The sequence below is a fragment of the Planktothrix sp. PCC 11201 genome (assembly GCF_900009135.1).
Lineage (GTDB): Bacteria > Cyanobacteriota > Cyanobacteriia > Cyanobacteriales > Microcoleaceae > Planktothrix.
On record NZ_LT797708.1, the window covers coordinates 33,724 to 54,745 of the forward strand.

The window sequence follows — 21,022 nt, forward strand, 5'->3', positions numbered from 1 at the left end:
CAATAATTATTTATAATATTAATACAGTCCCCGTTGTTGTGCTTGGGCACTTCTTGAAAGAGGGGCTAAAGCCCAACAACGGCTTAACAACGGCTTAGGGTTGATACCGAATATTAGCATCTTTTAAGCGGTTTAAGGCTTCTCCCAAGCGATCGCAATCTGCAATTAAACTAATTCTAAAATAGCCCTCTCCCCCCATACCAAAGGCATTTCCTGGGGTAAAAACCACACCCGTTTGTTGTAAGACCGTCAGGGCAAAATCCGTGGAATTCATCCCCGGAGGACAGGGAACCCATAAATACATGGTAGCTAAGGTTTTAGGCACAGTCCAGCCCAATTCTGCTAACCCTTTAATCAGAAAATCTCGCCGGGTACAATAGCGTTCTTGAACTTCTTTCAGGTAAGAATCCGGCAAACTTAAAGCCGTTTCTGCGGCCGCCTGTAGAGCCGAAAATACTCCATAATCTAAATTAGTTTTTAAGGTTCTTAACCCCTGTAAAACCTTAGAATTGCCCACCGCAAATCCCACCCGCCAACCCGCCATATTATAGGTTTTAGACATAGTGTGGAATTCCACCCCAATTTCCTTTCCCCCAGGAATTTCTAATAAACTGGTCGGTTGATAACCGTCAAAGGCTAATTCGGCATAACATAAATCGTGAACCAGCAGAATTTGATATTTATGGGCAAAGGCAACAATTTCTTCAAAAAATTCTCGAGGGGCGGTTGCACCCGTGGGGTTACTGGGATAATTAAAATAGAGAATTTTAGCTTGTTCAGCCACAGAATCAGGAATCGAACCTAAATCAATTAACCAGTTATTTTCCGGCTTCAAAATAATAGAGTGAACCTTCCCCCCGGCAATAATCGGCCCGCGAAAATGTACGGGATAGGAAGGACTCGGGACTAAGACTAAATCCCCCGGATTAATATAAGCTAAAGCCAAATGACCTAATCCTTCCTTTGACCCTAATAGGGGTAAGGCTTCGCCATTGGGGTCGAGGGAAACACCATAACGACGGTGATACCAATTGGTAATTGCGAGTCTAAAATTAGCTGTCCCTTCAAAGGGTGGATAGCCATGATTTGCCGGATTTTGTAGGGCTTGAATTGCAGCTTCAACCACCGGTTGCGGGGTAGCCCCGTCGGGGTTTCCCATACCCAAATCAATGAGATCTAAGCCCTGTTGACGGGCTCGGGCTTTCAATTCATCTAAACGGGCAAAAACATAGGGAGGTAAGGCTTGTATCCGGTCAGCAGGGCTAATCCAATCTAATGTCATTGGTCGATAATGTGAGGTTAAAACTATAGGTTCTGTTACGGAAAAAAATCCCTTCTCAATTTAAGGTTGGGAAAATGAATCAAAATAATTCAATCTCTAGCCCTAATGGGTAGTTCTTTATTGTCCCCTAATCGGGTCTACTTTTTTCCTTCCCGTCTCAATTCTTAATTCTGATATCGCAATTTGTCTAGGACTCAGGGTAGGGGTCTTTAGTATTTCCCCATTCCCTGTTCCCTGTTCCCTGTTCCCTCTTTCCTAATATAGAGTTAAGGAGTTGAATTCTTCAGCTTGACTTCAACTATTGGGGCTGTAGTTGATACCATAGCGGCCATTAACTGTTCGGGAACCACTTTAAAGGGTAAACGGTGAATATCAGAACGCTCATTACAGGCAACATCGGCGGCTTGTCGCAGTTGGGCTAAGGTGATTTCTCCCATCCCCAAATCATTCAGGGTTTGGGGTAAACCTAAATCGGTGTAAAACTTTAATAATTGTTGTCTAGCAGTGGCCGCGAGTTGGTTGCCCTGTACCATTTCCTCTAAACGCAGTTGTACTAAAATCCCAAAGGCGACTTTTTCCCCGTGTAAAGTCCCATGACTGGCTGCCACATGGGTTAAGCCATTATGAACCGCATGGGCGGCTACGGTGCGACATTGAGCACCCCCAATACCGCCAATTACTCCGGCGAGTAATACCGTTGCATCAACAACTTCCCGCCAGGTTTCGCCCCCCGGTTCATGTAGGGCGGTTAGGGATTTTTGTAATAGAATATCTCGCAGGACTCGCGCCTGTTGTACCGCAGCAATCATGAAGGTTTGATCGGAATGTCCACTGCTGACGGAGGCTTCATACCATTTAGCGATCGCATCTCCAATGCCTGCGACTAACATCCGTTTAGGGGCAGTCTGAATTAGGGTATAGTCCAAAATCAATAAATCGGGACAACGGGCTAAACTCACATCATATAAAAACGCCCCATCCTCGGAATAGACATTAGAGAGGGCTGTCCAAGCGGCGCAGGTTGCCCCAGAAGTAGGAATAGTGACGATAGGGAGATGGCATTGATGGGCGATCAGTTTAGCCGCATCTAGGGCTTTTCCGCCTCCCGTCCCAATAATAAAATCGGCTTTATGGTTACTAACGGCTTGACGTAGGGCGGTTAGGCTGGTTTCGCTACAGTCAGCGCCGTAGGAGACTTGAGAATATTGGAGTTGATGACGCTCTAAAATCGGTTGTAGGGCTTGAATGGTGAGGGGTAAGGAACGATCGCCCCCAATGATTAAGGGTCGTTGACCAAAGCCTGCGATCGCCTCTCCTGCTTGTGTTAAGGCGTTATTGCCGCGCAAAACTTGGGCTGGGGCAATATTTAAACTCACAACCGAAGTGGATATTAGATTCTGGGTTGAGGAAGTTTGAGGCATGGCAAGTTTAGTCAGTGGTGCTAAATCCTTTACTTTATCGCATTAATCCCAGATTTGACTAAATAGTTACCAATTTTGTAGACCGTTTTTGATTATAGATTCCTTCCCCACTCCAAATTTCATCTTGATTTCATTCTGCTAAGTTAAGCTGGAAACCAAGCAATTACCCTATATTAAATATGTATTTAATCAACCGTCGCCAGTTTCTCTTTCTTAGCACTGGCACAGCGATCGCCGCATTAACCCAGTGCAGCCACAATACCAATTCGGTGTCGTCCATTCAACCCGCTAATCTCACTGCGCTGACAACCAGCAGTAACGGACTATTAGAGACAGCATTAGAAGCACGTCCTGGTTTAATCAGACTGGGACAGCAACAGGGAAACCTATTGACTTACAACGGCCAAATTCCTGGCCCACGCCTAGAAGCCAAGCCTGGAGACACCGTAAAAATCCATTTTACCAATAAGCTCTCCCAGGCCACAAATCTCCACTATCACGGTCTGCATATTCCCCAAACCGGAAATGCGGACAATATCTTTCTCAGCGTCCCTCCAGGCGAAACCCAAACCTACGAATTCACCTTACCGAAAAATCATCCATCTGGTACCTTTTACTACCATCCCCATCTGCATGAATTGGTCGCAGAGCAGGTGTTTGGAGGGTTAGGTGGCATCTTTATCGTGCGCGGCGAATTAGATGATATTCCAGAAATTAGGGCGGCTAGGGAGGAATTTCTATTTTTGAAAGACTTTGCTCTGGATGCCAATGGACAAATTCCCGCCCCCGGTCACATGGAATTGATGCGTGGGCGCGAAGGAGCGATTCTGACTGTCAATGGTCAGGTGAACCCAACATTTACCATACCCTCTGGTGGACTGTTGCGATTTCGGATTGTGAATGCTTCCACTTCCCGGTTTTATCGTCTCAGTTTGGAAGATCATCCGTTTTACTTAATTGCGACCGATGGGGGCAGTATCGCCAAACCTGTGGAACTGCGCGAACTGTTGTTATCTCCGGGTGAACGGGCGGAAGTATTGGTTCAGGGCAAGCGTCCACCAGGACGGTATCGTTTACTCAGCCTGCCCTACGATCGCGGTGGCGGCATGGGAATGATGGGTGGTGGGATGATGGGTGGGATGGGGATGATGGGTAGTTCAGCGCCCATATCCAATCAGCCTGATCTGATTGCGACCTTGACCTATAAAGATGCGATCGCCACACCACTCCCCTTACCCGAAAAACTGATTCCGGTTGAAACATTGCCCCAACCTAGCAAAACTCGCCGCATTGAACTATCAATGTTGATGGGGATGGGAAATGGCATGGTAATGCAAATGGCTTTTCTATTCAATAATAAAACCTTTGACATGAATCGAGTTGATGCCACTGTCAAGTTAGGAACAATTGAAGATTGGGAGCTTGTGAATGTCGATCCCGATGGTATGGAACATTCTTTTCACCTACATACTAATCCCTTTCAAGTGATTAGCCGCAATGGTAAACCCGATCCTTATCAGGCATGGGAAGATACGCTACGAATTCGTGCCAATGAAACCGTTCAGATTCGGATTCCCTTCCGCGATTTTACTGGGAAAACTGTATATCACTGCCATGTTCTTGATCACGAAGATCTTGGCATGATGGGAATTGTGGCAGTTGAAGCCTAGTAATAAATGTCAGTTCGTTGATAGACTCCCTGTGTTATACGAAGATTAACACCGGGAGTCTATCAATAAATTTTAAGCTATTCTATAATCAGTAACAGGGAAAGAACAAAATGACAATCTTTCAACCCCGATCAGAAACTCCTCCTCTCTCTAGTTTGTATGAGCAAGATTTTTATTTATGGATAGAAAAAACGATTCAATTATTAAATGCAGAAAAACTTTTAGAACTGGATCGAGATAATTTAATTGCAGAATTAGAGAGTATGGGGAGGAGTGAGAAACGAGCGATCGAGAGTAATTTACGAGTTTTGTTAATGCACTTACTCAAATATCAATATCAACCTGAACGCCGTTCTAATAGTTGGCTATCTACGATTATAGAACATCGGATTAGAATTAGTAAAGAGTTGAAAGCTAGTCCCAGTTTAAAGGGATATTTTGAACAAATTTTTGATGAAACCTATCAAGATGCTAGAATATTAGCATCCGTTGAAACGGGTTTATCATTAGATGTTTTTTCGTTAACTTGTCCCTTGACTTCTGAACAGGTACTTGAGCGTGATTTTTTGCCTGAAAGTTAAGCGATCGCTCTCTTATCGAGATACAGGTTTAACCTGCTCTAACAATTGTTGTAATTCATCCCCTTCAATAACTTCGGTTTCTAACACTTTTTGAGCAATTTTTGTTAACAAGTCTCGGTTATAATTCAAAATAGCTAAGGCTTTTTCGTGAGCATTATTAACAATATCCTTGACTTCATCATCAATGGCTTCGGCGGTTTTTTCACTCATGGGACGGCGAAGATTAGCGTCTGAATTGCCTAAAAAATTATTCACTTTGGCTTTTTCATAGGCTAAGGGCCCCAAAGCTTTACTCATCCCATAATTGAGTACCATTCTTTCAGCTAATTCCGTTGCTCGTTGCAGGTCATCTGAAGCGCCATTAGTCACATTTCCAAAAACTAATTCTTCAGCAGACCGTCCGCCTAATAGCATGGCAATTTGTTCGCGAAATTCGATTTCATCCATTAAAAAACGGTCTTCCGTTGGCATTCTCAGGGTATATCCTAAAGCGGACATTCCCCGCGGCACAATCGAAATTTTAGTCACCTTTCCACCTCCGGGCATTAACGCTCCGACAATGGCATGACCGACTTCATGATAGGCGACAATTTTTTTCTCTTTTTCATTTAACACGCGACTGCGTTTTTCTAACCCGGCAACCACCCGTTCAATGGCTTCATAAAAGTCCTCTTGTTTAACTAATTTGCGTTGATTTCTAGCCGCTAATAGGGCAGCTTCATTAACTAAATTGGCTAATTCTGCCCCACCAAAACCCGGAGTTCTAGTCGCAACGGTGTGTAAATCAACATGATCTTCTAATTTAACTTTTTTAGCATAAATTTCTAATACCGCTTTACGTCCAGCCAGGTCGGGTCTATCCACTAAGACCTGTCTATCAAAGCGTCCGGGGCGTAATAAGGCCGCGTCTAAAGATTCCGGGCGGTTGGTGGCGGCTAATACAATTACCGTCGCATCTCCGACCCCAAACCCATCCATTTCAGTTAATAATTGATTCAGGGTTTGTTCTCGTTCATCGTTACTGCCACTTTGGAAACTTCCACTACTTCTGGACTTCCCAATAGCATCTAATTCATCAATAAAAATAATACAGGGGGCTTTCTTTTTCGCCTGTTCAAATAAATCGCGTACCCGGGCGGCTCCGGTTCCGACAAATAATTCTATAAATTCTGAACCAGATATACTAAAAAAGGGAACTCCCGCTTCTCCAGCTACGGCTTTTCCTAATAGGGTTTTTCCCGTTCCTGGGGGGCCGACTAATAACACGCCTTTGGGAATTTTTGCCCCAATTTCGGTGAACCTTTCGGGACTTTTCAGGAAATCAACAATTTCGGCTAATTCGGTTTTGGCTTCATCAACTCCCGCCACATCTGCGAAGGTAATATTATCGGTTTGACCTTTAACAAAAACTTTGGCTTTACTTTTATTAATGGATAATGCCCCTTGGGGATCTCGTTTCATGAAATATTGAAACGCCACGACTAGAATTAAGGGCGGAATTACCCAATTTAAGAGCACATTCACCCAACTTTGTTTGGGAGGAGGAGAGGCTCCAAATTCAATGCCTTTAGCTTCTAAGCGTTTGGGAAGTTCTAAATCAAAAATTGGGGTTGTGGATAAAATTCTTTCCGGTTGTTCATTTTGTGCTTTAATTTGGTAAAGAATTTCGTTTTCTCCGACTAAAACTTTGGAGACTTTACCATCTTCAATTTGTTGGATAAAAAAACTATAGGGAACTTTAGGCAAACGAGGGCGAGTCAGTTGAGGAAACAACCAATTTCCGATTAATATGACTCCGGCTGAGATTAATATAATTTGGGTAATTTTTTGAGAACTAGGTAATTTAGGTCTTTTTTTAATACTCATAAAATTTGGCTGGTGGTTTGCTCTCGTTAACCTCGGCTCTGCCTCTGATGGTCATTCCCTGGTAGAACCAGGGAACCAGAGGGGGATAGATTAATTATGTGATCGCCGTGGCAACTTTAGCCTGATATTTAACTTGATTTAACAACTGTTGCAGATTTTCTCCTTCAATCACTTCTGTTTCTAATATTTGTTGGGCAATTTGCTCCATTAAATCCTTATTTTGGTTGAGAATATCTAGGGCAATTTCATGGGCATTTTCCACCAATTGTTTCACCTCATCATCAATGGCTTTTGCGGTTTCATCACTGACATAACGGCGAGGATTCATCATCATATTATCGCCAAGAAAGGTATTTTGTTGACCCTTTTCATAGGCCAAGGGCCCCAATACTTTACTCATCCCATAACTGGTGACCATGCGTTCAGCTAAATCCGTTGCCCGTTGTAGGTCATTTGTTGCCCCGGTGGTAATACTTCCAAACACCACTTCTTCCGCCGAACGTCCCCCTAATAAGGTGGCAATTTCGCCTTTAATTTCTTCTTCACTGAGTAGGAAACGGTCTTCGGTGGGCAGTTGTAAAGTATATCCTAATGCTGCCATTCCTCGTGGCACAATCGAGATTTTGGCAACTTTATTTTGACCGGAAACTACTGACCCAACAATGGCATGACCGACTTCATGATAGGCGACAATTTTTTTCTCTTTTTCGTTGAGAACTCGGGATTTTTTTTCTAACCCGGCAATGACCCGTTCAATGGCTTCGGCAAAGTCGGCTTGACTGACGGTTTCCCGTTTATTTCTCGCCGCTAATAAAGCCGCTTCATTAACTAAATTGGCTAAATCTGCGCCCGCAAAACCAGGGGTACGAGTGGCGATCGCTTTTAACTCCACATCGGGCCCAATTTTAACTTTTTTAGCATAGATTTCTAGGATCATTAAACGACCGGATAAATCGGGACGATCCACTAAAACTTGGCGATCAAATCGACCGGGACGCAGTAACGCCGGGTCTAAGGTTTCCGGTCGGTTAGTAGCAGCTAAAACGATCACCGTGGCTTGTCCGGCGGCAAACCCATCCATCTCGGTTAATAACTGGTTTAGGGTTTGTTCTCGTTCATCATTTCCCCCGTACATTCCGCCACTGGAACGGGATTTTCCAATGGCATCTAATTCGTCAATAAAGATAATACAAGGGGCTTTCTTTTTGGCTTGTTCAAATAAATCTCGCACCCGCGCCGCCCCGGCACCGACGAACAATTCTACGAATTCCGAACCAGAAATGCTAAAGAATGGAACCCCTGCTTCTCCGGCTACGGCTTTAGCTAATAGGGTTTTTCCTGTTCCTGGAGGGCCGACTAATAACACCCCTTTAGGAATTCGAGCTCCGATTTGTAAAAATCGTTGGGGAGTCTTTAAGAATTCCACCACTTCTTCTAATTCGGTTTTGGCTTCTTCTACCCCGGCTACATCTGCAAAGGTGACTTTAGTTGCTTCATTCTCGACATAAACCTTGGCTTTACTCTTACTAATAGAAAGTGCCCCCTGTGGCCCTCCTAATCCTCCGCCTCGACTTTGCATAAATTGTCCGACGGCGACCCAAATTCCCACAAAAATTAAGGGGGGAATCACCCAACCGAGTAAACTGGAAAACCAAGTATTTTTAGGCGGTGCGGCGGCGGCAAATTCCACCCCTTTGGCTTCTAAACGTTTGGGTAAATCCATATCAAAAATTGGAGTAGTTGATAGGATTTGTCCGGCTTCTTCCTGTTCTCCTTTGACTAAATAGCGGATTTGATCTTGGCTAAGATAAACTTGGGACACTTGTCCGTCTTCGACTTGTTTAATGAATAAACTATAGGGAACCTGGGGAATTTGTGGCCCGAATAATCCAGGTAAGGTGAGGTTAGCAATTAAAAAGATAATTCCTAACCAAAATAAAATACTTCCGATGGGAAGATTACGGGGAAATTTAGGTTTGTCTTTTACACTCATTGTATTTGGTTAAAGGTTGACTGCTAAGGGGTAATTACGAATTACGAATTGGTAATAAGTAATGGGTAATGAACTTTTAGTGATTTTATCAAAGTCTGAAATTGTTAGAATTTATTTGGGATTCCTATATTATATAACAATTTCAAATTGGTTGTATAACACAAAACCCTTGACTTTTGGCTACAAACCTTCTCTGATTAGGGTTTCTGAATGATTATTTCGATGACTCGCCGCTTGGCAATGGGATCAATTCCTAATAAACGAATATAATCCTGGGGATGTTCGGTTAAACAGGCTTCAATTCCTTGAATAATAGTGGCTTTTGATTCATTACTGTTTAACCCACAACTATTCCATGACCCGGTTTTGAATCGACGTTGATCAGCAGATTCTAGGCTAACCCGATAGCCACTAGATAAAATATAATCGATTTTTTCTAGCACTTCAAGGGGTAATTTACTACTCTGGGTATTCGGTTCAACTGGACTCCGAAAACTCACGGGATTTTCAGAATTTACCGGGATTGTGGAGGCTCCAAATTGACTATTAAATGTCCGAAATTGATTATATTCTTCTACTAATCGCATATCTTGAATGCGTTTTTGTTCCCCGACCATCAATTTACCCATTTCAATTAAATGGGATAATTTAAAATTGGGGTTCTGGAATTCGGGGGGTTTTTCCGTACTATTAACAATCCGTTTAGAAATGCTTTCTACTCCCAATTTATGAATAAAGTCACGAATTTGTTCATCATAAATCCGCGATCGCACGGCACTAAAAAAGTCCAGGGATTGTTCAGGAAAAGTATCTACTAATTCGGTAATATCCTGTTGGGATAGTTCCCCCGTGGGAAAAATTCCCCGTAACACACCAATGCGTTCTTCTCTCGTCGGTTCCCAATAAAATTTTTCCATCCTTCCATCCCGAATTAAAGGCGCATATAAGGTGGAAAAATCATTTCCTGTAACGATAATTGGAATCCGATTTAAGGGCGTTGCATCATAACTTCCGGGTAATTGTACATTAGTGGGATTATCCGCTATATTCATTAATGTAGCGTTGACTAATTGAGTATTAACGGTATATTGAGTTCCCGAATCAAACCGTCCCGCACCCGCATCCAAATCATTAATAAATAAGGCGCACATTTGCCCCCGAACCTTCACTTGTTCCGAGGCTTCCCGATACCTTAATCGAATTAACCGGGCTGGATCTCCCGCATCGGGACTTTCTAATTCTCCACCGGAGATCATCACGGGTTCAAACCCCATTTTCTCAAAAACTAATTCACACTGAAAGGTTTTTCCTTCTCCCTTGCGTCCGTGAATTCCTAAGATCAAAGGAACTCGCACCCCAGGCAATTGTAAGAAATTTTTGGTGATATGAACAGCTAGTTTATCGAGAAAACGAGGCGAGACATAATAAGACATATTGAATCAGTCATCAGTCATCAGTTATCAGTTATCAGTGTAAGAGTTATCAGTTGTCAGTGCAAGAGTTAATTTATTACTGGAAAAATAAATCACTATTACCCATTACTTATTACCTATTACCCATTCCCTATTGCCGATCTAACCAATCTAATAGGCGTTTTGAGACTTTTAATTGATTGTTGAGAATTTCATCCGATGCCACAACCACACCTAAAATGATAACTAAAGAAATAATATCCATAAGTGCGCCCTCATGCGGATTTATTAGACGGTATAGTCTTGTTCTTAAACTATCATAGACTGTACGGTCTAGTTTTGTAAATCATTGAGCTACAAAATAGTTTCAATTATACTACATTTTGCTCAAGGGACTCGACTTGACCGCCGTGGAATTATTTGTCAAGGTGAAGGACGATATGGATACAAGGAGGGAGAAAAATTGCCGACACTGGGAGTCAATATTGACCATATAGGTGCGATTCGTTTAACCTAAAATAAGCTGGAAAGCTTGTGGGACGGTTAACCCAGTTAATGAAACTGGTGATAACTGATTACATTTATGGGTGAGTAAAGAAATATCACAAAACCTCTAAAGTAACGAAATGTTACGAAATTCAGAGATAAGTAATAAAAATTTACAAGTCCCATCTCTCAAGTGCTGAGGTGAAAGCATAACCCCTAGTTTGACTGGATAGCAACCAACAGGCTAAAGCGGGGTTAAAAGGTAGAACTACTGGTAGCCAAAACTGGTAACTATCGAGCAAGAAGTCCATGCGTAGCAAAAACAAAGATGTGTCTGAACCATCGTAATCAATGATGGTGCAATGGCTAAATCAAGATTAAACCCGATGAAAAATACGGTAAAAGACTGATTAGCACCAAGCCAAAAGGCAAGGATAGGGCATAAGCGATTCTATATCCGACTTATAAGCACTGCCCAATAAACCCGGTGGAGAGCATCACGCTAAAGACTTCAAACAAATGTGTAATCGGAACGAAGTAATCCCCATATATCTCTGGATAGGTCGAAATCCAGTAAGTAGCTAACGAATGATATATGGGGAAGGGATGGTATCAAAAGCGAATGCCTTGCTGTAATAACAAGGATATGCTGACAGATACTCGGTAATTCCAAAGAAATAGAACAAGTAGCAATGAATATATCTAAAACGCTGAACAATCAGACGGTGGAGTGGAAAGACCTTAACTGGCGCAAGTTAGAAAAGGTAACTTTTAAGTTGCAAAAGCGAATATTTCAAGCGAGTGAACGAGGCGATGTTAAAGCAGTTCGTAAACTTCAAAAGACCCTGATTAATTCCTGGAGTGCTAAATGTATCGCGGTTCGCAGGGTAACACAAAATAACCAAGGAAAAAATACAGCCGGAGTGGATGGAATTAAATCTCTGACCCCAAAGCAACGTATGAACTTGGTAGGACGATTAAAGTTAACCAATAAGGTAAAACCAACTCGTAGAGTTAATATTCCCAAACCTGGTTCAATCGAAACCCGTCCATTAGGGATACCCACAATTAACGACCGCGCATTGCAAGCGTTAGTAAAAATAGCGTTAGAACCAGAATGGGAGGCCAAATTTGAGCCAAACAGTTATGGTTTCAGACCAGGACGCTCATGCCATGATGCGATTGATGCAATATACATAAGTATCAACAAAAAGCAAAAATATGTGCTGGATGCTGATATTGCCAAATGCTTCGACCGCATAGACCACAAAGCGTTAATCTCCAAGATACACACATACCCTACATTAAGCCGCCTAATAAAGACATGGCTCAAAGCAGGGTACATGGACGGAAAAGAACTTTTTCCTACCAATGATGGTACACCACAAGGAGGAGTAATTTCACCCCTACTTGCGAATATTGCCCTACATGGTATGGAAGAAAGAGTTAAGCAATACGCTGAAACTCTAAAAGGAAGCAAACGGCCTAACCGTGAATCCCTGAGTTTAATCCGTTACGCTGATGACTTTGTGATAATCCATGAGGATTTAAACGTAGTCAAAAAGTGTCAAGAGATAATTGCTGATTGGTTAACTGACATGGGATTGGAATTAAAATCAAGTAAAACAAAATTAACCCACACTCTCAATAAAATTGAAGAAAATGTTGGGTTTGAGTTCTTAGGGTTCCACATTCAACAACACAAATCGGGTATCTACCGTTGTGCAAAAACCACAAATGGAACACCGCTAGGTTTTAATACATTAATCACACCCTCAAAATCCAAAATCAAAACTCATCTTGTCAAAATAGCTGAAGTAATAGATTCCCATAAGACTGCCCCACAAGCTGCCTTAATTAGTAAGCTGAATCCAATTATTAGAGGCTGGTCAAACTATTACTCAACAGTGGTTAGTAAAAAAACTTTTTCAAAAGCAGATAAACTAACCTATAACAAGTTGAGAACATGGGCAAGAACGAGGGGAAAAGGGAACATCAATAAAGACAAATACTGGAGAACAGTAGGCAACAGAAATTGGTGTTTCAGTACAGAAGATGGATTAGAATTATTCACCCATAACAGTACGCCAATCGTAAGGCATACAAAGATTAAGGGTAAAGCTAGTCCGTACGATGGTAACTGGATTTACTGGAGTAAACGACGAGGCGAATATCCTGAGACTCCTAAAAGAGTGGCAACACTTATTAAGAAACAAAAGGGTATTTGTCCTCACTGTGGTCTGTATTTTACAAGTACAGACATTGTGGAAGTTGACCATATTAAACCAACATCGTTAGGTGGAAAAGACATCTACGAAAACCTTCAACTTCTACACAAACATTGTCACGACACAAAGACGGCTAATGATGGTTCTTCAACTAAAAGTAACCAATTACCAATAGTTGAGAATTATGAAAATAACCCGTTTTGAATCGTATCCGTAACAAGGATGGAGTTATCAAGGAGCCGTGTGAGGCGAAAGTTTCATGCACGGTTCTGAAGGAGAGGTAGGAGTGGTAACGCTCCTATCGACTCTAACCCACGATTCGCCAAGCCCGTCGTACCGTTGAACCCGATCCCGTAGCGGGGGCTGTGCTTGCGGAATTAGCGGGGGCTGATGGGATTACGGTGCATTTGCGCGAAGATCGACGCCATATTCAAGATCGGGATGTGCGACTATTGCGCCAAACGGTGAGAACCCATCTGAATTTAGAAATGGCGGCGACCGATGAAATGGTAGCGATCGCCTTAGAAATCAAACCCGACTATATAACCCTGGTTCCCGAACGTCGGGAAGAAATTACCACCGAAGGGGGGTTAGAGATCGCTGGACAAATTCCTCGGATGACCGATGTAGTAACCACCCTACAGGAAGCCGGAATTCCGGTGAGTTTATTTATCAATGCTAACCCCGAACAAATTGCAGCCTCGGCTCAAGTGGGGGCTAAATTCATCGAACTGCATACGGGATGCTATGCAGAAGCCACAGGGGAAGACCAGGTTAGGGAACTGGGGATTTTAGCCGAGGGGTGTCAACGGGCCTTAGAAGCCGGACTACGGGTGAATGCCGGACATGGGTTAACCTACTGGAATGTTTATCCCGTTGCCGCCCTCGAAGGGATGGAAGAACTCAACATTGGTCATACAATAATAAGTCGGGCAGTTCTCGTCGGTTTAGAGCGAGCCGTCCGAGAAATGAAACAAGCGATTCTTGGGCAACTTTAAGCCAGAAATCGTCCCATAATAGAATTTACAACGATTAACCATGCAGACTTATTACTACGTTTTAGGCAGTCACAAGTTTTTACTTGAGGAAGAACCCTTAGAAGAAGTGTTGCGCGAACGCGAACGCAACTATCAGGAACAGGAAAAGGAAATTGATTTTTGGTTGGTGCAGCAACCGGCTTTTTTAGAAGCGCCGGAAATGGCTGATATTAAAGCCAGATGCCCTCAACCGGCGGTGGCGATTATTTCCACCAATAAACAAGTGGTGGTCTGGTTAAAATTGCGTTTGGAGTATGTGCTTACTGGAGAATTTCAAGCCCCGACCGCTAGTATTCCTGATGCTTTAAAGTCTTTAGCAACGGCGGTTTGAAAATCCCGATCCAATAGTTGACCGTGATCAGTACAATGAAAGCTGTTGCTTAATTGTTGTCAACTGCGGTGTTTATGCGTCAAAGTGGTGTCAAAAGGTTATCTGCCATCTGGGTTTCTAGTCTGCTTACGGCCACCAGTTGGGGTTTAGCAGTCCAAACCAGTTCAGCCCAGGAAACGTGTGCCGCACCAAAGCCTGGAGAATATTTGTTATTAATTGTCAGTAACACTTCAGAGGAACAAAAATTGGTGCAGCGCACGTTACCCAATGACATCAATAGTGAGGTTTGTCGCTATTTGACAAATTTAGTGACCCGGGTGGGAGGATTTAGTGATCCTTTAATTGCCGAGGATTGGGCTACCTATCTACAGGATAAGGTTAAGTTACCCGCCTATGTGGTGAAACAGGAGGTCACGGCTATACCCCGTCCGAGTCCTAATTCTAGTCTTGGCCAGACTCCAATTGTTCGAGAAACCCCGCCAACCCCTAGGATAGAGTTAGCACCTAATCCTCAAACATTGGGGTCGGGTTATGCAGTTTTAGTGGATTATTTGAATCAGCCGGAATTAGTTCAAAAGTTAAGAACCCTAGTCGGTGAGAATGTGGGTTTGGTTTCCTATGGTCAGCGACCCTATTTATTAGTAGAATATACGACGGATTCCGAACGAGCAACAGCAACTTTAAAGAAGTTAAGCAGTCGGGGCTTTTGGTCAATATTAGTGGATAGTAACCGGGTAACAGTAGTTAGTCCGACGGTTAAACCTTAGCTTTAGGAGGGAACAGGGAATAGGGAATAGGGAATGGGGAAGAAAAAACTTTACTGCAAACGGTTTGCTGCATTAGTCTTCGTGCTAACTGTTGGGCGCGATTCCTCTGGTACCTATGGGCATGGGAAAACCAGGTTTTTATAGAGAAGTTTGGACAAGATGCACGGGCCAAGTTATCTCGGCAATTGATGCAATAGCAATCCCCAACCCTAAACCCACAATCACTTGAAAGGGGGTATGACCTAATAATTCAATTAATCTTTCTTCGCTTAATTGTTTATTTTCTTCAAAGACTTCATCAATAATTTGATTTAAAATTCGGGCTTGTTTTCCGGCGGCCTGTCGAACTCCGGCGGCATCGTACATCACAATAAACGCAAAAACAACAGCAATGGCAAAATCAGGACTTCCCCACCCCATGGTTTTGCCAACTCCCGTTGCTAAAGCCCCCACAAAAGCCGAATGGGAACTGGGCATTCCTCCGGTTGTCACCAACACCCGCAGATTAATTTTGCCATGTTGGACTAGCTCCACCGCTAATTTAGAAAGTTGAGCCAGAATACAGGCTAACAGGGCAACCCATAACACTTGGTTATTGAGGATTTGAGAAAAGTCTTGCATATAATATAGATAAATAGCTTTAGTGAGTGCGATTAGTGATAAAATCTGCGATCGCTAACAGAGGAATAGCCCGGTCTCCATAGTGAGATAATTCAGCTTTTGCCGCTTCAATTAAGTTTTGGGCCTGACGTCGGGATTCATCTATGCCCCATAAACTGGGATAGGTGACTTTTTTAGCCGTTAAATCCTTACCTGCGGTTTTTCCTAACTCCTCCTGGGTTGCCGTAATATCGAGAATATCATCCACAATCTGAAACGCCAAACCAATATTACGGGCATAACGAGATAACCCGGCAATTTCCGTTTCCTTCGCTCCTCCTAAAATCGCCCCACAGACCACACAGGCCTCTAATAATGCCCCGGTTTTATGGGTATGAATAAAAGTTAGGGTTTCTTCGGAAACATCCGTAAGTCCTTCGGAATCTAAATCCACCACCTGGCCCCCCACCAAGCCAGCAGCCCCCACCGCCCGACCTAAACGAGCAATTACCTGTAAAACTTGATGGGCCGGAACATTGGAGGTTTGGGTGGCCACAAATTCAAAGGCATAACTGAGTAAACCATCCCCAGCTAAAATCGCAATATCCTCTCCATAAACCTTATGATTGGTCAGTTTTCCCCGACGGTAATCATCATTATCCATGGCCGGGAGGTCGTCGTGAATTAAGGACATGGTGTGAATCATTTCCAGGGCGCAAGCGGTGGGCATAGCCATTTCTACAGTCCCGCCGACCAACTCACAGGTTGCCAGACACAAAATCGGTCGCAAACGCTTGCCTCCCGCCAGCAGAGAATAGCGCATTGACTCATAGATTTTTTCAGGGTAGATTAGGGGGAGAGACTCATCTAAAGCCTTTTCTACTAGGGTCTGTCGTTGGTTCATGTAGGCGGATAAGTCAAACTGAGGGTTTTCCAACGGTGAGTTAATTTCGCTTACCAATACCATGACGAGTGCTTGTTTATAATAGGGGTAATGTTAACAAAAGTTGACTCCTGGAGACTTAATTTTTCCCTTCATCGCAGGAGCCAAATTTTAACTCCACCATTTTACCAAAAAAATGGGTCTAAAACCCCTCCCTTACTTAGATTTTCTATCGATTGATAACTATTTACTAATTACTGATGACTGCACCTTTTCCAAATAACTCCAGAAGGTGTTTTGCAATAACATCGCCACGGTCATCGGGCCAATACCCCCTGGAACTGGGGTAATATATTGGGCGATGGGTTGAACACTCTCGAAATCCACATCCCCGACTAGGCGAGATTTGCCATTATTATCCGTAATTTTATTAATTCCGACATCAATCACAATAGCGCCAGGTTTCACAAAATCCGACGTAATCATTTGCGGACGTCCGATAGCCGCCACCACAATATCCGCATCCCGGCTAACTTTAGCTAAATCTTGAGTTTTAGAATGGGCAATAGTTACGGTACAATCAGCTTCTAATAGCATTAAAGCCATCGGTTTCCCAACTAAAATACTGCGACCTAAAACGACGGCGTGTTTTCCTTTTAGCTCAATATTATATTCCTGAAATAGTCGCATCACTCCGGCGGGGGTACAACTTCTTAATCCCTTTTCCCCCCTCGCTAACCGTCCTAAATTTTCCGGGTGCAAACCATCAGCATCTTTCTTGGGATCAATTTCATATAGTAACCCAACGGAGTCCAGATGCGCGGGAAGGGGTAACTGAACTAAAATTCCATCCACTTGTTCATTTTTGTTCAGTTCATGGATAATACGAGTGAGTTCTTCTTGGCTTGTTTCTGCGGGGAAATGTTGACCAAAAGATGTAATTCCCACCTTAGCACAGGCTTGTTCTTTATTCCGAACATATACCGTACTGGCCGGATTATCCCCCACCATAATCACCGCTAAACCGGGCGGACGTCCAACTTTAGCTTGCCATATTTCTACCTGCTCTTGTAGTTGGGCTTGAATCTTTTTGGCTGTAGATTTACCGTCTAATAGATTATCCATAATTCGCTCTCTCTTTTGTCAATTAATATATTCAGCGACTCTATGACCTTTTCATTTTCACAGAAGTTCACCAAAACCTGGCAAATTAGTATTGTATTACTATTTGTGACCGGATTAGTCGGTTGTCAGAGTATTTCCCAGTCGCAAAGTTGGATTAATTTTAATACCGCTAAAATTGAACTGCTACAACAAAAACAGAAAATAGGTGCTAAAGTTTATCTCCGAGGTAAAGTCAAAAGTCATGCACCCTTTTTAGGGGCAGGTGCTTATCAACTCCAAGATGATACAGGTTCAATTTGGGTATTTACCACTCAACCTTTACCACCCCTCGGACAAGACCTATTAATTCAAGGAAAAGTAGAATATAAAAGTATTTTAATTAAGGAGATGAAAGGAAAAGATATTGGAGATGTTTATGTCAAAGAAATTAAACGGGAACAGGGAACAGGTAATGGGTAATGGGTAACAAATTATGATTCAAGTTGCTATAGCAATTCTTTATCGAGATGGAAAGTTTTTATTGCAGTTACGAGATAATATTCCTAATATTGTTCATCCTGGGGTTTGGGGATTATTTGGGGGACATTTAGAACCCGGAGAAACCCCAGAAACGGCTTTCAAACGGGAATTACTCGAAGAAATTGGTTACAATGTTCTCGATTTTTTCCTATTCAATTACTATGCAGATTCCCTGGTAAATCGGATTGTTTTTTATGCCCCTTTAACGGTTGATTTGAGTCAATTAGTCTTACATGAAGGCTGGGATATGGGATTATTAACACCCGAGGATATTCAAGCTGGAGAATGTTATTCCCAAAAGGCAGGAATGGTCAGATTAATAGGGACTCTGCATAGAAAGATTTTATTAGATTTCATGGCTCAAAAGTTAGTTTAAGCCACAATAGGAACACTACCATCATCGGGTAAAATAGAACGGGGATCAACCTTTTCCCCATCGGGTTTATGCACTTCAAAATGTAGATGAATAGAATATCCTCCCCCATCAATTTCTAATCCTTCATACCCAAAACCCGAACCGCCTCGCACCCCGATAAATTGACCTTTGGTGACGGTTTGACCCACTTTAACCCCAATAGATTGTAAATGAAAATAAACGTGTTCCCAACCATTAGAACGTTTAATATAAATCGCCCGACCTTCTGCACCGCTGGGATCATTTTTAATATAATCAACCACTCCATCACTCGCCGCATAACATTCATCGGGAGTATATCCCCCAATATCAACACCTGCATGAAGTCTCCCTCTCGCGTAACCAAATTCAGCCCTTGAACCCATACTGGTTCCCGTCATTGGCCATATCCATTCTGCATTAGATACCGCAAAGGAAGCCGAAGAAACGGAACGGGAGGCGGTTAATTCTTCATCGGTTTCTAAGAGTTTAACTTGATGAGCCGGAACAAACCAAGTCGTCATATTCTTGGGTTTAGGAGATAGGAAATTAACCTGTAAATGGTTATCTTCTGCTTGGGAATAACTTTCTATTTCAAATATTGTATCACGATAAACGGATATTTTTTCATTATAAGCAACAGCTTCGGCTGCAACCGGATGCAGCTTAAAAATCGTATGTTCTAAAACTTGTAATTTCACGGTTATCTCCTGATTTAATTTATGGTTTTTAGGAATTGTGTTAAAGCCGGAATTAAATATTGAGTTAATGTATAGGCATCAACCCCTAATTCCGTGCGTTCTCTTGCCGCTAGAATCCCGGCTTGGGAATGCCACCAAACCGCCGTATTTACTATTGATTGTACAGGTTTTTCCGCGAGAATCACAGGGGGTAATAGCCCCCCTAATAATCCCGTTAAAACATCCCCGCTTCCCCCACGACCTAAAGCTGGGGTACTATGGGGATTAATCCAAACGGTTTTAGGGGTAGCAACACAGGTTCTAGCCCCTTTTAAAACAATAATAGCACCCGTTAATTCGGCGGCTTGTTTGGCTAATATTATTTGATTGTTTTCTAATGCTATTAATTCCGGGAATAGCCGTTTAAATTCTCCTAAATGGGGGGTGATAATTGTGGGGAATTTACGAGAAGATAGGGTAAAAAATGGATTCAACTTAGCTAAAATATTTAAAGCATCCGCATCTAAAATAATCGGACAGTTTGCTGGTAATATTCTTTCCACAATAGCCTGAGCTTCGGTCGTTAATCCAGGGCCACAAATAATCGTTTGATAGCGTCTTAAATCCAGATCTTCTGGAAGTTCAAGAATCGCTCCATTTTCAGTTTCTAAACAGCCTATAATTAGGGCTTCTGGTAATTGTAAACTTAACCAGGGTTTAATCGAATTGGGAACGGCAATAGATAGCATTCCCACACCGCTTGCTCTGGCTCCTAATCCAGCTAAAATGGCGGCTCCTGTATATTGTTTGGAACCTGCTATAATTAGTAAATGACCGTTTTTATATTTATGATGATTAGCGGGACGGGGCAAGGGTAAACTATTAATTGCAGTATCCTGAGTGATGCGATTTAGGATAGGAGATTCTCCGATAATAGCATTAATATCCATCAAAGGAATATCAAAATCAATCAATTCGGCTCTGCCTATATAATCTAATCCGGTATCTTGTAAAAAGGCTTGTTTCCATAATCCCAAACAGAGGGTTAGATTAGCTCGAATTGCTGTTCCTAATATTTCCCCTGTATCGGTATGAATTCCCGATGGTAAATCAATACTAATGACAAGTTTATTCCAATTATTAATTATATTGATAGTATTGGCAAGTTCTCCGGCAATTTCTCGCTCTAAACCAAATCCAAATAACCCATCAATCAAAATATCACAGTCATATAATTCCTTGATATTAGAACTAAAATTAATTCCCAAACTAATAGCATATTTGGCATGGGATTCCGTTAATTCTTTGCGCTTTGAAAAGGGACTATAAATTACAATATTATAGCCGAGAAAATAGAGTTCCCTAGCTACCACTAATCCATCACCGCCATTATGTCCTGGCCCTACTAATATACCGATTTTATCAGCCGAGGTAATTGATTTTTCTAAGAATAAAGTCCGTAACCTGTGGGTAATTTTTCCGGCAACTTTTTCCATTAAAGCCGCCACGGGTATCCCGGCGTAAAAGATACGTTCTTCAATATTTCGCATCTGTTCAGAGGTAACAACAATTTGTTGGATTTTTTCGGCTCTAATTTTATGATTCATGATGAGATCCAATAACTATATGAACATTATGAGTCACCATAAAAACACGCTCCCTGCTGATGGTGATAACATTTGTGATCGCTATTTATTTTAACATCAATTTTCGGGATAAAAAACTGGGTTTCTGGCTGTTGTCTGTT

At 42.4% G+C, this 21,022-nt stretch carries 18 protein-coding genes; 8 read left to right on the forward strand and 10 right to left on the reverse strand.

What is annotated here, in order from left to right:
* Window positions 1–94: 94 nt before the first annotated feature.
* Entirely contained in the window at window positions 95–1,282 is a 1,188-nt protein-coding gene (locus PL11201_RS18435; RefSeq protein WP_079680359.1) for an aspartate aminotransferase, read from the reverse strand.
* A 266-nt stretch (window positions 1,283–1,548) separates the two neighbouring features.
* Window positions 1,549–2,703 (reverse strand): iron-containing alcohol dehydrogenase family protein, encoded by a 1,155-nt coding sequence (locus PL11201_RS18440; RefSeq protein WP_079680360.1) that lies wholly within the window; start codon window positions 2,701–2,703, stop codon window positions 1,549–1,551.
* 179 nt (window positions 2,704–2,882) lie between these two features.
* Here PL11201_RS18440 and PL11201_RS18445 point away from each other — a divergent pair, with 179 nt between their 5' ends.
* Window positions 2,883–4,373, forward strand: a complete 1,491-nt coding sequence (locus tag PL11201_RS18445; protein ID WP_079680361.1) for a multicopper oxidase family protein — start codon at window positions 2,883–2,885, stop codon at window positions 4,371–4,373.
* A gap of 110 nt (window positions 4,374–4,483) precedes the next feature.
* Entirely contained in the window at window positions 4,484–4,954 is a 471-nt protein-coding gene (locus tag PL11201_RS18450) for a DUF29 domain-containing protein (RefSeq protein WP_079680362.1), read from the forward strand.
* 12 nt (window positions 4,955–4,966) lie between these two features.
* Here the strand turns inward: PL11201_RS18450 and ftsH are convergent, their stop codons facing one another.
* The 3 genes from ftsH to PL11201_RS18465 all read right to left on the reverse strand — a co-directional run bounded on the left by ftsH (window position 4,967) and on the right by PL11201_RS18465 (window position 10,246).
* Window positions 4,967–6,820, reverse strand: a complete 1,854-nt coding sequence (ftsH, locus tag PL11201_RS18455; protein WP_079680363.1) for an ATP-dependent zinc metalloprotease FtsH — start codon at window positions 6,818–6,820, stop codon at window positions 4,967–4,969.
* Window positions 6,821–6,914: 94 nt separating this feature from the next.
* Entirely contained in the window at window positions 6,915–8,813 is a 1,899-nt protein-coding gene (gene ftsH4, locus PL11201_RS18460) for an ATP-dependent zinc metalloprotease FtsH (protein WP_079680364.1), read from the reverse strand.
* Between the two features lie 197 nt (window positions 8,814–9,010).
* Window positions 9,011–10,246 carry a ribulose bisphosphate carboxylase small subunit gene (locus PL11201_RS18465; protein ID WP_079680365.1) on the reverse strand — a complete coding sequence of 412 codons (1,236 nt, stop codon included), beginning with the start codon at window positions 10,244–10,246 and terminating at the stop codon, window positions 9,011–9,013.
* A gap of 1,157 nt (window positions 10,247–11,403) precedes the next feature.
* On the opposite strand from PL11201_RS18465, the gene ltrA reads away from it, so the two are divergent.
* The 4 genes from ltrA (at window position 11,404) to PL11201_RS18485 (ending at window position 15,074) form a co-directional block, all read left to right on the forward strand.
* Entirely contained in the window at window positions 11,404–13,143 is a 1,740-nt protein-coding gene (gene ltrA / locus PL11201_RS18470) for a group II intron reverse transcriptase/maturase (protein WP_079680366.1), read from the forward strand.
* 113 nt (window positions 13,144–13,256) lie between these two features.
* Window positions 13,257–13,937 carry a pyridoxine 5'-phosphate synthase gene (locus PL11201_RS18475; protein ID WP_079680367.1) on the forward strand — a complete coding sequence of 227 codons (681 nt, stop codon included), beginning with the start codon at window positions 13,257–13,259 and terminating at the stop codon, window positions 13,935–13,937.
* A gap of 40 nt (window positions 13,938–13,977) precedes the next feature.
* Window positions 13,978–14,307 (forward strand): MgPME-cyclase complex family protein, encoded by a 330-nt coding sequence (locus tag PL11201_RS18480; RefSeq protein ID WP_079680368.1) that lies wholly within the window; start codon window positions 13,978–13,980, stop codon window positions 14,305–14,307.
* A gap of 74 nt (window positions 14,308–14,381) precedes the next feature.
* Window positions 14,382–15,074: a hypothetical protein gene (locus PL11201_RS18485; protein WP_079680369.1), complete on the forward strand. Its 693-nt coding sequence runs from the start codon at window positions 14,382–14,384 to the stop codon at window positions 15,072–15,074.
* A gap of 138 nt (window positions 15,075–15,212) precedes the next feature.
* Here the strand turns inward: PL11201_RS18485 and PL11201_RS18490 are convergent, their stop codons facing one another.
* From PL11201_RS18490 to folD, 3 genes are all read right to left on the reverse strand, one after another.
* A complete protein-coding gene (locus PL11201_RS18490; protein WP_079680370.1) occupies window positions 15,213–15,695 on the reverse strand; it encodes a divergent PAP2 family protein in 483 nt (160 codons plus the stop codon).
* 19 nt (window positions 15,696–15,714) lie between these two features.
* The gene (gene crtE / locus PL11201_RS18495; protein ID WP_079680371.1) at window positions 15,715–16,641 is read right to left on the reverse strand and encodes a geranylgeranyl diphosphate synthase CrtE; all 927 of its coding nucleotides are present in this window, start codon (window positions 16,639–16,641) and stop codon (window positions 15,715–15,717) included.
* Between the two features lie 159 nt (window positions 16,642–16,800).
* Window positions 16,801–17,682 carry a bifunctional methylenetetrahydrofolate dehydrogenase/methenyltetrahydrofolate cyclohydrolase FolD gene (gene folD / locus PL11201_RS18500; RefSeq protein WP_079680372.1) on the reverse strand — a complete coding sequence of 294 codons (882 nt, stop codon included), beginning with the start codon at window positions 17,680–17,682 and terminating at the stop codon, window positions 16,801–16,803.
* 42 nt (window positions 17,683–17,724) lie between these two features.
* Here folD and PL11201_RS18505 point away from each other — a divergent pair, with 42 nt between their 5' ends.
* The gene (locus PL11201_RS18505; protein ID WP_079680373.1) at window positions 17,725–18,141 is read left to right on the forward strand and encodes a hypothetical protein; all 417 of its coding nucleotides are present in this window, start codon (window positions 17,725–17,727) and stop codon (window positions 18,139–18,141) included.
* Between the two features lie 13 nt (window positions 18,142–18,154).
* Window positions 18,155–18,577, forward strand: coding sequence for an NUDIX hydrolase (locus PL11201_RS18510; protein ID WP_079680374.1), 423 nt, complete (start codon window positions 18,155–18,157; stop codon window positions 18,575–18,577).
* On the opposite strand, the gene PL11201_RS18515 is transcribed toward PL11201_RS18510, so the two are convergent.
* Complete coding sequence (locus tag PL11201_RS18515; RefSeq protein ID WP_079680375.1) at window positions 18,574–19,296, reverse strand: M23 family metallopeptidase; 723 nt, start codon at window positions 19,294–19,296, stop codon at window positions 18,574–18,576. The genes PL11201_RS18510 and PL11201_RS18515 overlap by 4 nt on opposite strands.
* A gap of 14 nt (window positions 19,297–19,310) precedes the next feature.
* Window positions 19,311–20,882: an NAD(P)H-hydrate dehydratase gene (locus PL11201_RS18520; protein ID WP_079680376.1), complete on the reverse strand. Its 1,572-nt coding sequence runs from the start codon at window positions 20,880–20,882 to the stop codon at window positions 19,311–19,313.
* Window positions 20,883–21,022 lie beyond the last annotated feature (140 nt).

Excerpts from the sequence above, each read along its gene's own strand:
- PL11201_RS18435 (WP_079680359.1), bottom strand. The coding sequence starts at position 1,282 with ATGACATTAGATTGGATTAGCCCTGCTGACCGGATACAAGCCTTACCT.
- PL11201_RS18440 (WP_079680360.1), bottom strand. The coding sequence starts at position 2,703 with ATGCCTCAAACTTCCTCAACCCAGAATCTAATATCCACTTCGGTTGTG.
- PL11201_RS18445 (WP_079680361.1), top strand. The coding sequence starts at position 2,883 with ATGTATTTAATCAACCGTCGCCAGTTTCTCTTTCTTAGCACTGGCACA.
- PL11201_RS18450 (WP_079680362.1), top strand. The coding sequence starts at position 4,484 with ATGACAATCTTTCAACCCCGATCAGAAACTCCTCCTCTCTCTAGTTTG.
- ftsH (WP_079680363.1), bottom strand. The coding sequence starts at position 6,820 with ATGAGTATTAAAAAAAGACCTAAATTACCTAGTTCTCAAAAAATTACC.
- ftsH4 (WP_079680364.1), bottom strand. The coding sequence starts at position 8,813 with ATGAGTGTAAAAGACAAACCTAAATTTCCCCGTAATCTTCCCATCGGA.
- PL11201_RS18465 (WP_079680365.1), bottom strand. The coding sequence starts at position 10,246 with ATGTCTTATTATGTCTCGCCTCGTTTTCTCGATAAACTAGCTGTTCAT.
- ltrA (WP_079680366.1), top strand. The coding sequence starts at position 11,404 with ATGAATATATCTAAAACGCTGAACAATCAGACGGTGGAGTGGAAAGAC.
- PL11201_RS18480 (WP_079680368.1), top strand. The coding sequence starts at position 13,978 with ATGCAGACTTATTACTACGTTTTAGGCAGTCACAAGTTTTTACTTGAG.
- PL11201_RS18485 (WP_079680369.1), top strand. The coding sequence starts at position 14,382 with ATGCGTCAAAGTGGTGTCAAAAGGTTATCTGCCATCTGGGTTTCTAGT.
- PL11201_RS18490 (WP_079680370.1), bottom strand. The coding sequence starts at position 15,695 with ATGCAAGACTTTTCTCAAATCCTCAATAACCAAGTGTTATGGGTTGCC.
- crtE (WP_079680371.1), bottom strand. The coding sequence starts at position 16,641 with ATGGTATTGGTAAGCGAAATTAACTCACCGTTGGAAAACCCTCAGTTT.
- folD (WP_079680372.1), bottom strand. The coding sequence starts at position 17,682 with ATGGATAATCTATTAGACGGTAAATCTACAGCCAAAAAGATTCAAGCC.
- PL11201_RS18505 (WP_079680373.1), top strand. The coding sequence starts at position 17,725 with ATGACCTTTTCATTTTCACAGAAGTTCACCAAAACCTGGCAAATTAGT.
- PL11201_RS18510 (WP_079680374.1), top strand. The coding sequence starts at position 18,155 with ATGATTCAAGTTGCTATAGCAATTCTTTATCGAGATGGAAAGTTTTTA.
- PL11201_RS18520 (WP_079680376.1), bottom strand. The coding sequence starts at position 20,882 with ATGAATCATAAAATTAGAGCCGAAAAAATCCAACAAATTGTTGTTACC.